The organism is Curtobacterium sp. NPDC090223 (assembly GCF_044746585.1).
Classification (GTDB): Bacteria; Actinomycetota; Actinomycetes; order Actinomycetales; family Microbacteriaceae; genus Curtobacterium.
Genome location: NZ_JBIVCN010000006.1, coordinates 245955 through 259001, shown reverse-complemented (window position 1 = coordinate 259001; position 13047 = coordinate 245955). Strand labels below are relative to the sequence as shown.

Below are 13047 nucleotides of genomic sequence, written 5' to 3'. Positions count from 1 at the left end.
GTCGCCGGGCGACGCGCTCAGCGGTGGGCGGTCAGCGATCCGCGGTGAAGCGGTCAGCGGTCAGCGGTCAGCGCTCAGCGCTCAGCGACGTCGTAGCGCCGCAGTGACAGGGACGGGTTGATCCGCCGGACATCGTCGGTGACGGTGGTGTCGACCGTCGCGACGAGCATTCCCGGAGCTGCGCCGAGTGCCGCCGTCGCGACGCCGGCCGGATCGAGCACGACCGATCCACCGATGCCCACCGGCGGGGCCTGCCCGACCCCGACCACCCAGACCGTGTTCTCGATCGCCCGTGCTGTCAGCAGCGTGCGCCAGTGGTGCTCCTTGCCCGGGCCGCGGACCCATTCGGCAGGGAGCAGCACGACGTCCGCCGCAGCCGCGGCCAGCCGCCGAGTGACCTCCGGGAAACGCAGGTCGTAACAGGTCTCGAGGCCGATCCGCATTCCGTCGAGCTCGAACACCGGGAGCTGCGACGCGTCACCAGGCTCGATGCGATCGGATTCTCGGGACCCGAAGGCGTCATAGAGGTGGATCTTCCGGTACGACTGCAGGACCGACCCGTCCGTACCGATCGCCACCAAGGTGTTCCGGAACATGCCAGGGGTGTCGGCACTCTCCGCCGTGCCGACGACGAGCGCGATTGCCGTCTGCCGGGCGATCTCTCGCAGCCCGGAGACGAACGGACCATCGAGCGGCTGCGCGGCCGCCACGAAACGGTCGTCGATCTCCGCGCTGAAGTACGACGTGTACTCGGGCGTGACGAGGAGCGCGGCTCCCCGTCCCGCAGCTTCGACCGCGGCGGCGCGTACGGTCTCCAGGTTCGCTGCGGGATCGTCGACGGGAGCGAACTGCGCGGCTGCGATCGTCAGGGTCGTCACGGGACCAGGCTAACCGCGCCCGTGCTGGCCTGGCCCGGCTACGTCCGCGGGACGTCCAGGACGTCGAAGGCCCGACGCAGGAGACCGACCACGTCGTCCTCGGCTTCGGTCGCCCACGTGGTGATCGCGACGTCGAAGCACGCCAGTGATGCCTGCACGATGGTCCGCGCGCGGAGTTCGCGGCCAGCACCGTCGATGCGTTCCACGACCAGCGGCGTGAGGACCTCCGCCCACGCCTGGTGCTTCTCGAGGTTCCGCGCGCGGAGGGACGGGGTGCTGGTCATCACGCGCACGGAGCGTCGGCCCGTCTCGGGATCATCGCCCCCGCGGTCGAGCATCTCGGCGAAGGCCTCGCGCAGCGCGGTCCACACCGGCTCGTCCGTCGGGCGCGCCCGGAACGCATTCGCGAGTGCCGCCCGATGGCGTCGCGGATCCCCGATCACGGCGTCTTCCTTCGCCGGGAAGTACCGGTGGAAGCTTCGCGCAGAGATCCCGGCCTCGGCGGCGACCTGCTCGACGGTGACGTGCTCGAACCCGTCGGCATCGAACCGGGCGACCGCGACCGCGGCGATGCGCGCGCGGACGGCATCACGCGTTATGTCGCGGAGCCCTGGGCGCGGTTCGGTGTTCGTGTCACTCACGACGCCATTGTAGCAATCTGGCAGATCACGTCGTTGTTGACAGACTATGACACTTATGGCGTACAGTGCCACACGCATCACCATCCCGTCTGGAAGGACACCGCATGCAGCAACGCACCCTCGGCCAGCAGGGACTCGCCGTCAGCTCGATCGGCTACGGGGCCATGGGCACCACCTACGCCTACGGGCCAGGCGACGACTCGGAATCCATCACCGCAATCCGTCGCGCCCACGAACTCGGCGTCACCCACTTCGACACCGCGGAGCTCTACGGCTGGGGCACGGGCGAACGTCTCCTCGGCACCGCCCTCGCTCCGATCCGCGACGAGGTCACCATCGCGACGAAGTTCGGTTTCACACCGGAGACCTTCGCGCCGAACTCGCAGCTCGACCACATCCGCGAGGTCGTCGACGCGAGCCTCCGCAATCTGGGCACGGACTCGATCGACCTGCTCTACCAGCACATCCACGATCCGGCCGTCCCGATCGAGGACGTCGTCGGCGTCATGCAGGAGTACGTCCAGGCCGGCAAGGTCCGCTACCTGGGACTCTCCAACACCGATGCCGAGAGCATCCGGCGTGCGAACGCCGTGCACCCGATCTCGGTGCTGCAGACGGAGTACTCGATCTTCTCGCGTGAGTCCGAGGATCTCTTCCCCGTCGTCGACGAGCTCGGGATCGGACTCGTCGCGTACTCACCCCTGGCACGCGGATTCCTCAGCGGCGCCGTGGCACCGAGGAGCGCGTACGCCCCGGACGACATCCGGCAATGGCTCGACTGGTGGGCACCGGAGCACTACGAGGCGAACGCCGGCGTCGTCGCCGGGCTGACCGAACTCGCCGATGCGAAGGGCATCTCGCTCTCCCAGCTCGCACTGGCCTGGATCCTCGCGCAGCGGGACGACATCGTGCCGATCCCGGGATCGCGGAACCCCGGACGCGTGGCGGAGAACGTCGCCGCGGCGGACGTCACGTTCACGCCAGACGAACTCGCGCGGATCGACGAACTCGGGCGTGGGGTCCTCGGCAAGCGCGCTGGCTGACCACGACGGCGCGGCCGGTGCGCGCACCCGTCGAGCGACCGGATGACGAGCGGGCGAAATGCCCGGGTCTCCCCACGAGGGCACCCGGGCATTTCGCCCGCTCGATCTGCGTGGCACAGGTAAGCAACACACCCGGTTCCCGCGGGCTTCTCGGGGCTCTCGGGCGGCCCGCAGTACGACCGCATGGACGAGCGGGCGAAATACCCGGGTCCCACCCGGAGCGCACCCGGGCATTTCGCCCACTCGACGCTCCGCGCACCCGTGGATGAAGCACTCCGGGCACCCCCGCAGCACGAGCCCACGGACCAGCGGGCGAAATGCCAGGGTCTCCCCCGGAGCGCACCCGGGCATTTCGCCCGCTCGACCTGCGTGGCACAGGTGGGCGGCACACCCGGTTCCCGCGGGGCTCTCGGGCGGCCCGCAGTACGACCGCATGGACGAGCGGGCGAAATACCCGGGTCCCACCCGGAGCGCACCCGGGCATTTCGCCCGCTCGACGCTCCGCGCACCCGTGGATGAAGCCCTCCGGGCACCCCCGCAGCACGAGCCCATGGACGAGCGGGCGAAATACCCGGGTCTGACCCAGAGGCCACCCCGGCATTTCGCCCGCTCAACGGCCACACGGCGCGCGCCCACACGGCGCGCCCCCACGCCCCACACCCCACGCCCCCGCCGACGCCCCACGCCCCACGCCGAAGCCCCACGCCGAAGCCCGCGGACCCCATGCGCCCCACGCCGAAACCAGCGCACCCCACGCACACCAGCGCACCCCGCGCACCCCACCCCGAGCGCACGAAAAAGGCCCCGGTCCGTGAGGACCGGGGCCTTTCGTGTCGAGTTGGTTGCGGGGGCAGGATTTGAACCTACGACCTCTGGGTTATGAGCCCAGCGAGCTACCGAACTGCTCCACCCCGCGGCACATCTAGAAGCGTACACGGGTTCGGGCGGGGCACCAAATCGAGTGCCCCGCCCGTGTGTCAGTTGCCCGAAGCGGTGTCACCCTCGGCGTCGATGGCCGCCTGGATCGCCTCCTGCAGTCGCTTGTCCGCCTCGGCCGCAGCGACGAGGTCGTTGTCCTCGTACGCCTGGGTGCGGTCCTGCAGCGCGGCGTTCGCGTCCGACAGCGCCTGCTGCAGCGCGGGGCTCGGCGTGGTGCCGGTCGAGCCCGACGACCCGGAGCCGGTCGAACCCGAGCCCGAACCGCTGTCCGAGGACCCCGAGTCGGAGCCGCTGTCCGAGGACCCGCTGCCCGACCCGCTCGCCGCGCCCTGGTCACCCGCGGCAGCACCGGAGTCGCCGCCGAAGAGCTGGTTCAGGGCCTCGTCGAGGGTGTCCTCGAACGCGATCTTGTCGCCGAACGCCACGAGGACCTTCTGCAGCAGCGGGTACGAGCCGCTCGAGGTCGACTGGACGTAGACGGGCTGCACGTAGAGGAACCCGCCACCGACCGGCAGCGTGAGCAGGTTGCCCTGCTTCACGGTGCTGTTCCCGCGCTTCAGGATGTTGAGCTCCTGCGACACGGTGGTGTCCGAGTTGAACAGGTTCTGCACCTGCAACGGACCCGGGATGTTGTCGGTCTTCGGGATCGTCAACAGCGTGAGCTTCCCGTACCCGGACGAGCGTTTGCCCTTGCCGGCGCCGCCCGCGTCCGAGTCGACCGCGAGGTACCCCGTCAACACGTTCCGCGCGTTCGACCCCGTCTGCTGCGGGATGTAGGTCGTGTAGAGCGTGTACGCGGTCCCCTGGCCCGGCACCTTCATCGTGAGGTAGTACGGGTCCTGTTGGTCGGCCTTGGCGGTCGTCGTCTGGGTCCCGAGGGCGTTCGTCGTCGTCGTGGAGTCCGTCGCGGTGGTGTCGCTGTCGTTCGACCCGCTGGTGGGGTCGGACGGTGTCGTCCACGCGTCGTCACCGGAGTAGAACGAGTTCGCGTTGGTGACGTGGTACGTCCCGAGGATCGAGCGCTGCACCTTGAAGAGGTCGGTCGGGTAGCGCACGTGGTCGAGGAGCTCGGCGCTCATCGACGACACGGACTTCATCGAGGTCGGGAAGATCTTCTGCCACGTCTTCAGCACCGGGTCCTTGGTGTCCCAGGTGTAGAGCGTGACCTTGCCCGTGTAGGCGTCGACCGTGGCCTTCACCGAGTTCCGGATGTAGTTCACCTGGTCGGTGCGGTAGGTCGAGGACTCGGTGCCGTTGATGCTGTCCGACAGGCTCTGGCTCTGCGAGTACGGGTACGCGTCAGAGGTGGTGTAGCCGTCGACGATCCACTGCAGCCGGTGGTCGACGATCGCCGGGTAGGCGTCGCTGTCCAGCGTCAGGTAGGGCGCGACCTTCTGCACGCGGGTGATCGGGTCGCGGTCGTAGAGGATCTGCGAGTCCTGGTTCACCGCGTTCGACAGCAGGATCTGCTCCGACTGGAACTTCGCCGCGTAGACGAGGCGGTTGAAGAAGTTGCCGATGCTCGGCCCGCCGTTGCCCTGGTACGTGGTGGTCGCGTTGCCGCCGTTGGAGTCGTTCGAGTCGTCGGAACCGGACGGGTAGTCCAGCTCGACGTTCTTCGAGCCCTTCGGCGCACCGACGATCGAGTACGGCGGCGAGGTCTCGCCGAAGTACACGCGCTGCTGGTAGTCGCCGAGGGCCCCGGTGGTCGGGATGCCCGACTCCAGGAACACCGGCTTGCCGTCGCTGGCGCGCTGGTTGCCGTACGCCGCCGTGACGCCGAACCCGTGGGTGTAGACGAACGTGCGGTTGTACTGGGTGTTCGCCGCGGCGCTCAGCCCGTCGAGGTCGATGTCGCGGACCGCGATCACCGTGTCCTCGGTCTGGCCCTTGATGTCGTAGCGGTCGACGTCGAGCTCGTCCGGGAACTGGTAGTACTGCCGGGACTGCTGGAGCTGGCTGAACGTGTCCGAGACGATCTTCGGGTCGATCAGGCGGATGTTCGTGGTCGTCTGGGCGTCCTCGGCGAGGGCGCCGGTGGCCGTCTCGGTGGTGGCGTCGTAGTTCGACTCCTTCACCCCGGCGACCCCGTAGGCGTCCCTGGTGGCGTCGATGTTCCGCTGGATGTAGGCGGACTCGAACGAGCGCTCGGACGGGGCGACCTGCAGGCGCTGGACGATCCACGGGTAGATGCCGCCGATGACGATCGCCGAGACGAGCAGCAGCCCGGTGCCGACGATCGAGATCCGCCAGCGGCCGATGATCGCGGTGACGATGAACAGGATCGCGACGATCGCCGCGATGCCCGCCATGATCTCGCGGCCGGGGATGGTGGCGTTCACCTCGGTGTACTGCGCACCGGTGATCAGCGAGTTGTTCTTGGTCAGCGCGGCGTACTGGTCGAGCCAGAGGCTGGCGGCCTGCAGGGCGATGTAGACGGCGGCCGTGATCGCGAGCTGGACGCGCGCGGCACGGGAGATGCGGACCTCTCGCCCGCCGAAGCGCATCGCGCCGTAGAGGTACGAGGCGGCGAGCGCGGCGAGGCCGGCGATCAGCACGACGGCGGAGGAGTACGCCACGACCGAGCGCCAGAACGGCAGCTCGAACACGTAGAAGCCGATGTCGAGCCCGAACTGAGGGTCCTTCTGACCGAACGGCGTCCGGTTGAAGTACTCGAGGACCATGCTCCAGCGCGGCGCCGTCGCCAGCCCGGCGAAGATGCCGAGGACGACCGGGATGCCGATCATCACGACACGGCGGAGCGGCTCGATGACCTGCTGGTAGCGGTCGAGCTGCGACCCGAGCTTGGCGTAGACGGGCCGGAACCGGAACGCCAGCAGGATGCTCACGTACACCGGGACGGCCATGCCGAGGAAGCCGGCGAAGAACATCGCGGCTCCGGCGATCCACCTGGTGGTCAGGACCTGCTGGAACCCGAGCTGCGCGAACCACGCGTAGTCGGTGTACAGGCTGGCGAAGATGAAGAAGGCGATCACCAGTGCGGCGAGCACGATGATCGTGACCACGATCGGGACACGCGGCGAACGCCGTCCCGCGGTGGACGAGGTGGACGAGGCAGTCGTCACGTGATGTGCTCCAGACGTGTCGGACCGGCGGCCCGGCGCACCGGGCCGTCAGTGCCTCCGATCCTATTGGACTGGAGCGACCGCGAACCTGTACCCGATCTCAGGAAGGCGAGCGCGACCTCCCGTCCGGGCCTGGAGGCTCGGCAGACCCCGCACCGCGACGTCCGTCGCGGACGTGGTTGGGTCCGGGGTGGTCAGGACCCGCAGGTCGCCAGACCGGCCGTGCTCTTCCCGCTCGCGATCGTGTCCAGGTCGGTGACCGCCTGGTCCAGGGTCTTCACGGCGTAGACGTCGAGCCCGTCCGGGACGTGGCCGACGACCTCGTCGCAGTTGGACGCGGGCGCCAGGAACACGGTGGCTCCCGCGTCCTTCGCGCCGTACAGCTTCTGGCGGATCCCGCCGATCGCGCCGACCTCGCCGTCCGCGGTGATGGTGCCGGTGCCGGCCACGTGCTTGCCGCCGTTGAGCTTGCCCGGGGTGATCTCGTCGATGATCCCGAGGGCGAACATCATGCCCGCGGACGGACCGCCGACGTCCTGCAGCGTGATCGAGACGTCGAAGGGGAAGTCGTAGTGCTCGACGACCCCGACGCCGAGGAGTGCGGTGCCGCTCTGCTCGCGGGGTGTGACCTCGACGTCCTTCGACGTGCCGTCGCGGGTGATCGTCACGGTCGCCGGCGAGGAGGTGCCGTGCTTCCCGACCAGGTCCCGGAGCGTCGTCGCGTCGGCGTTCGTCGTCAGCGAGGTGCCGTCGAACGCGGTGATCACGTCTCCCTTCCGGATCACGCCGTCCGCCGCGGTGTCCTTGCCGACCGTGCCGACCTCGAGCTCGGTCGGGACGTCGATGCCCTGCTGGATCATCGCGGCGGCCACGGCGGACTGCTGCGAGTTCGTCATGTCGGCGGCGTCCTGCTCGTTCACCTGCTCGGTCGTGGTGCCGGGCGGGTAGATCGCCGAGGCGGGGACGACCGCCTGCGACTTCGTGAACAGCGCGCGGATGACGCTCGTCCACGCCGGACGCTGGGTCGCGGTGCCCTCCACGCTCACGGTGAGCATGTCGAGCGCGCCCGAGGTGGGGTAGGTCTCGCGCCCGTCGATCTGGATCAGCTTGACCTGCTTGGCGTCCTTGCCGGTCCCCTGCTGCTGCGTGCCGATCGTGTTGAACACCGGTCCGGGCAGCTCGATGACGTACGGGCTCGGGAGGACGCTGGCGACGATCGCGAGCACGACGGCCCCGATCACGAAGGCCCAGCCGACGGTCCTGGTGCGGGAGCGGCGACGGGGCGCGGGCGCGAAGAGGGTCAACGGGGTCCTTCCGGAGGGGCTGTTCGCCCTCCCTTGCAGAGGGGCTGTTCGCCCGTCCTTGCAGAGGGGCTGTTCGCCCTCGGCGCAGCCGGATGGGCGTTCCCACGGGACCGTCCCAGGTGCGGTCCCACGAGCGGGGATTAGCGTAGTCGGCATGCCTGATGAACCGCAGCCGGGGCCGGACGACGACTTCCAGGAGATGCTCCGCAAGCTCCTCGCCGGCGAGGGGCAGATCGACCCGTCGCAGCTCGCCGGTGCCGCCGGCCTGCCGAACGACCCCGCCTTCGTGGCGAACCTGATGAGCCAGCTGCAGCAGGCCGCGCAGAACGGCGGCGACGGCATCGACTTCTCGGTGACCGCCGAGCGCGCGGTCGCCATCGCCAAGGACGGCGCCCACGGGGTCGACCCGGCGACGAGCCAGGCGAGCGACCAGGCGTTCCAGGTCGCCGCGCTCTGGCTGGACGAGGTCACGAGCGTCGCCGAGCTCACGGCGACCCCGAGCCTCTACACGCGGGAGCAGTGGGCGAAGGCCACCGCGCCGGTCTGGTCGCAGATCGCGGAGCCGGTCGCGGCGAGCATCGCCGACGCCCTCACCGAGGCGATCGACCAGCGCGCGCCGGAAGAGCTCAAGGCCATGCTCGGCGACGTCTCCAAGGCGATGCGCGGCGTCGGTGGCGCACTGTTCGCGATCCAGCTCGGCCAGGTCGTCGGGCAGCTCTCGAAAGAGGTCGTGTCCGGCGGCGACGTCGGCATCCCGCTCCTCGACGAGCAGGTTGCGGCGCTCCTGCCGCAGAACGTCGCCGAGTTCGCGGAGGGGCTCGACGTCCCGGTGGACGAGGTCCGCATCTACCTCGCCGTCCGCGAGCTCGCACACGCCCGGCTGTTCCGCTCGGCACGGTGGCTCCGGCTACACATCATCTCCTCGATCACCGAGTACGCCCGCGGCATCCACATCCCGTTCGACCGGGTCGAGGAACTCGCCGCCGACATCGACCCCACCGACCAGGAGCAGCTCCGCGACGCCCTGGCCTCCGGTGCGCTGATCCCGCCGCGCACCCCGGAGCAGGACGCGGCGCTCGCGCGGCTCGAGACGATGCTCGCGCTCGTCGAGGGCTGGGTCGACACGGTCACGGCGGCCGCGACGGCACGCCTCCCCCGGTCCGGCGCGATCGCCGAGACGGTCCGCCGCCGCCGTGCGGCCGGTGGTCCCGCCGAGTCCGCGTTCGCGACGCTCGTGGGGCTGGAACTGCGTCCTCGCCGACTCCGCGAGGCCGCGGCGATGTGGCAGCGGGTCACCGACGAACTCGGTGCCGAGCAGCGCGACGCGCTCTGGGAGCACTTCGACCTGGTGCCGGTGTCCGACGACATCGACGCCCCGGACGCCCTGGTCGCACGGCTCCGGAACCCCGGCCAGACGCCGGAGGACGACGAGTTCGACCGCGCGCTCGAGGACCTGCTCAACGACTCGACGGGATCGCGTCCGCGTGAGGACGAGTCCGGCGGGGTGGCCGACGACGACGGTCCGGAGGACGGTTCGCGCTAGTCCGGTCTGCTCTGCGGGTCGGGGTCGCGTCGGCTCGGCGGGTCGCGTCGGCTCGGCCTGGTCGGCGGGTCGCGTCGGCTCGGCCTGGAGGCTCGGGTCGCCGCCGCCACGCGGCCGCCTGTGGGCGACGTGGTTGTCCACAGATCCCGTGGGCCCGTCCCGACGTCGCCCCCGGTCCGACACCGTGGACCCATGGGCATCCGCATCGATCCGACACTCGAGTTCGTCTGGCGTGACCCGGCCACCGTGCAGCTCGGTGTCGATCCCCCGCGCGCCGTGGTCGGCGTGCCCACCACGGCAGAGGAACGGTTCCTCCTCGCGCTCCGGCGGGAGACCCCGCGGGACGCCCTCGCCGGCGTCGCCGCGAGCGTCCGGTGCCCTCCGGAGGTCGCGGCGCGCGTGCTCGGCGCTGCCAGTCCCGCGGTGCTCGACATGCTCCCGGAACCCCTCGCCCGAGCCGAGGTACACGGCGTCGGTGCCCTGCCGGACACCCTCGACGCGTTCCTCACCGGAGAGGGCGTGACCGTCGTCCGCACCTCTGCGCCCCGGGGCGGGCCGGTCACCGTGCCGGACCCGGAACCGAAGGTCGCGGTCGTGGTCGCCGAGCACGTCGTCGACCCGGCGCTCCGTGCCGCGTGGACACGTCGCGGCACCCCGCACCTGCCGGTCGTGGTGAGCGACGGGCGCGTCCGGGTCGGGCCGTTCGTCGTCCCCGGCACCGGGCCCTGCATGCAGTGCCTCGAGTACGCGCGCGTCGACGCCGATCCGGCGTGGCCGGCGATCGCGGCGCAGGTGTGGGGGCGGCCGGCCGCACCGCTCTCCCCCTACCGGATCGGCGCCGTGGCCGCGGCGGTCACCCGGTTGGTCATCGAGCGGTTGCCGCTGCGCACCCCGGTACCAGGGGACGACCAGCTCCTCTTCGAGCGCGACGACCTCAGCGTGTCGCGTCGACCGGCGCGGGCGCACCCCCGCTGTACGTGTCGATCGCTGCCAGGAACCGGCTCGGAGCTCGTGCGCCACCCCGCGTGGAGCCCTGTCGTGACCACGTGATCGTCACGGTCCGGCGGGCGCGGGTGAGTCCGACGTAGAACAGCCGGCGTTCCTCGTCGACCTCGGCGTCGGTGGTCGCGTGTGAGATCGGGAGCAGCCCCTCCGCGGCACCGGCGATCACGACGTTCGGCCACTCCAGACCCTTGGACGAGTGCAGCGTGGCGAGTGTGACCGCGTCGAGCTCGGGTTCGTGATGGGTCGCGGCACGGTCGACCAGGTCCTGGGTGAACTGCTGCATCGTGGTGCCGGCCGGGGCGTCCTCGGCCAGGCCCATGATCGCCTGCAACGCGTCCCACTGCTCCCGCACCGCGCCGGTGCCCTCCGGCGGTGTGGGCGTCCACCCGCTGACCTGCAGGACGAGCCCGACACGCCGGGTCAGCTCGTCGTCGGTCTGCCGGATCGCCTCGCCGCGCATGTGGTGCACCGCGAGCTTGACCTCCGGGCGGTCGAAGAACCGCGTCCCGCCCTGCACGCGGTAGGGGATCCCGGAACGGCCGAGTGCGGCCTCGAGCGCGGCGGACTGGGCGCCGACACGGAAGAGCACGGCGCAGTCACCGTACGCCGCGCCCTCGCCGACCAGCTCGGTGATGCGTCGCGCGATCGTCGCCGCCTCGTCGCCGTCGTGCACGCACGGCACCACGACGGGCTCGGGGCCGGGTACCGGGTCCTGTGCGGCGAGGTCGAGTGCCCCCGGTTGGCCGCGCATCAGGGCGTTGGCCGCGTGCACGACCTCGCGCGTGGACCGGTAGTTCCGCTCGAGCCGCAGCACGGACCCTCGCGGGAACTCCGATCCGAAGCCGAGCAGGTACCTGCTCGACGCGCCGGCGAAGGAGTAGATCGTCTGGCTGGCGTCACCGACGACGCAGAGGTCCTGGCGGTCGCCGAGCCACGCCCGCAGCAGGTCGTGCTGCACGGGCGAGACGTCCTGGTACTCGTCGACCACGAAGAACCGGTACTGCTGCCGCACGTAGCTGGCGACGCGCGGCTCCGTCTCGACCATGCCGAGGGTCGCGAGCAGGACGTCCTCGAAGTCCATCTGCCGGCGGTCGTCCTTGAGCCGCTCGTACGCGCGCATCAGGTCGATGACCCGCGCCGGGCTGGTGTCGCGCGGCATCACCCGGTCCGCCGCAGCGCTCTCGTACTCGTCGAGGGTGAGCCGCTGCACCTTCCGCCACTCGACCTCGGCGGCGAGGTCCCGGAGCACCGGCTTGTCGACGTGCATCCCGACCGTGTCCGCGGCGTGCGCGATCATCCGCGCCTTCGACTCGACGATCTTCGGCGCGTGGCCGCCGACGGTGTCCGGCCAGAAGTAGCTCAGCTGCGACATCGCGGCCGCGTGGAAGGTCCTGGCCTGCACGGTCCCGGCGCCGAGCGCGCGCAGGCGGGACCGGAGCTCCCCCGCTGCCCTGGTGGTGAACGTCAGCGCCAGGACGTGCGCGGGCGAGTACGTCCCGGTCGCGACGCCGTAGGCGATCCGGTGGGTGATCGCCCGCGTCTTGCCGGTGCCGGCGCCGGCGAGGACGGCGACCGGGCCGAGCAGGGTCGTCGCGACCGTCCGCTGCTCGGCGTCGAGCGCGGCGAGCAGCGCGTCGGGCGACGGCGGTGTCGGTGCGACCGGGTTCGTGTTCACGGCAGGTCCAGCGGGCCGCCGTACCACTCCTCGATGATCGCCCGGGCGATCGACGTCCGTCCGGGCAGGAGCAGGGTGTCACCGGCACGCTCGCGGATCTCCTCGCGGGAGAACCAGCGCACGTCGAGGATCTCGACGCCGTCCGGGCGGGCGGTCGACGGGTCGCCGTCCACCGCACGGGCGCGGAAGCCGACCATCAACGAGGCCGGGAACGGCCACGGCTGCGAGCCGAGGTACTCCGGCTCCTCGACGTGCACGCCGGACTCCTCGAAGACCTCACGGCGGACGGCGTCCTCGAGCGACTCCCCCGGTTCGACGAAGCCCGCGAGCAGCGAGTAGCGGTCCTGGTCCCAGGCGGCGTTCGAGCCGAGCAGGATGCGGTCGTCCCCGTCGACCACGCCGACGATGATCGCGGCGTCGGTGCGGGGGAAGAGCTCGTGGCCCTGGTCGTCACGACGGACCCAGCCCCCCGTGACGACCTCCGTGGTCGACCCGGTTCGAGGCGAGAAGCCGTGCACGGCGTGCCAGTTCGCCATCGCCACGGCCTCGACCGCCAGGCCCTGGTCGCGCGGGGACAGCTCGGTGCCGAACATCCGCAGGCTCTCCCACGCGGTGTCGTCCGGCTCGATCCGCCGAGCGGTGTCCGCGTCGACCAGCACGGCGGCGAACCGGGTGCCCGCCGCGGCGTCCGCAGCGTCCGACACGGAGCGGCCGAGGTAGACCAGCGGCGCGCTCTCGGGCACGTCCGCCGCGGTCACGAAGCGCAGCGTGCCGTCGGCGTTCCGGAGCATCGCGGCCCCGTGCACCGGCAGGAACCGGGTCGCGGCGTCGTCGCGCAGGGCCCGTCCGAGATCGGGGGTGCTGCGGTACTCGGCATCGCGGTCGAGCTCGTTGCGGGCGAGCGGCAGCCGGGCGGCGAACTCCACGGTCACG

Annotated in this window: 9 protein-coding genes and 1 tRNA gene; 3 read left to right on the top strand and 7 right to left on the bottom strand. The window is 70.9% G+C overall.

What is annotated here, in order from left to right; translation table 11 throughout:
* Positions 1-74: 74 nt before the first annotated feature.
* Together ACIPJY_RS16200 and ACIPJY_RS16195 are read right to left on the bottom strand one after the other, a co-directional pair.
* Complete coding sequence (locus ACIPJY_RS16200; RefSeq protein ID WP_400465794.1) at positions 75-878, bottom strand: carbon-nitrogen hydrolase family protein; 804 nt, start codon at positions 876-878, stop codon at positions 75-77.
* 38 nt (positions 879-916) lie between these two features.
* On the bottom strand, positions 917-1519 hold the full coding sequence (locus ACIPJY_RS16195) for a TetR family transcriptional regulator (protein ID WP_400465791.1): 603 nt from the start codon (positions 1517-1519) through the stop codon (positions 917-919).
* Between the two features lie 104 nt (positions 1520-1623).
* On the opposite strand from ACIPJY_RS16195, the gene ACIPJY_RS16190 reads away from it, so the two are divergent.
* Positions 1624-2562, top strand: coding sequence for an aldo/keto reductase (locus tag ACIPJY_RS16190; protein WP_400465788.1), 939 nt, complete (start codon positions 1624-1626; stop codon positions 2560-2562).
* 839 nt (positions 2563-3401) lie between these two features.
* Here the strand turns inward: ACIPJY_RS16190 and ACIPJY_RS16185 are convergent.
* From ACIPJY_RS16185 to ACIPJY_RS16175, 3 genes are all read right to left on the bottom strand, one after another.
* A tRNA-Met gene (locus ACIPJY_RS16185) sits at positions 3402-3478 on the bottom strand.
* Positions 3479-3539: 61 nt separating this feature from the next.
* Positions 3540-6587, bottom strand: a complete 3048-nt coding sequence (locus tag ACIPJY_RS16180; protein ID WP_400465785.1) for a UPF0182 family protein — start codon at positions 6585-6587, stop codon at positions 3540-3542.
* A gap of 194 nt (positions 6588-6781) precedes the next feature.
* Positions 6782-7891 carry a PDZ domain-containing protein gene (locus tag ACIPJY_RS16175; protein WP_400465782.1) on the bottom strand — a complete coding sequence of 370 codons (1110 nt, stop codon included), beginning with the start codon at positions 7889-7891 and terminating at the stop codon, positions 6782-6784.
* A 154-nt stretch (positions 7892-8045) separates the two neighbouring features.
* On the opposite strand from ACIPJY_RS16175, the gene ACIPJY_RS16170 reads away from it, so the two are divergent.
* Together ACIPJY_RS16170 and ACIPJY_RS16165 are read left to right on the top strand one after the other, a co-directional pair.
* Complete coding sequence (locus ACIPJY_RS16170) at positions 8046-9434, top strand: zinc-dependent metalloprotease (RefSeq protein WP_400465779.1); 1389 nt, start codon at positions 8046-8048, stop codon at positions 9432-9434.
* 192 nt (positions 9435-9626) lie between these two features.
* Complete coding sequence (locus ACIPJY_RS16165) at positions 9627-10484, top strand: TOMM precursor leader peptide-binding protein (RefSeq protein WP_400465776.1); 858 nt, start codon at positions 9627-9629, stop codon at positions 10482-10484.
* Here the strand turns inward: ACIPJY_RS16165 and ACIPJY_RS16160 are convergent.
* Together ACIPJY_RS16160 and nudC are read right to left on the bottom strand one after the other, a co-directional pair.
* Positions 10369-12114, bottom strand: coding sequence for an ATP-dependent helicase (locus ACIPJY_RS16160; RefSeq protein WP_400465773.1), 1746 nt, complete (start codon positions 12112-12114; stop codon positions 10369-10371). The genes ACIPJY_RS16165 and ACIPJY_RS16160 overlap by 116 nt on opposite strands.
* Positions 12111-13046, bottom strand: coding sequence for an NAD(+) diphosphatase (nudC, locus tag ACIPJY_RS16155; protein WP_400465770.1), 936 nt, complete (start codon positions 13044-13046; stop codon positions 12111-12113). Before nudC ends, ACIPJY_RS16160 begins: the two co-directional genes overlap by 4 nt.
* Between the last annotated feature and the right edge of the window lies 1 nt (position 13047).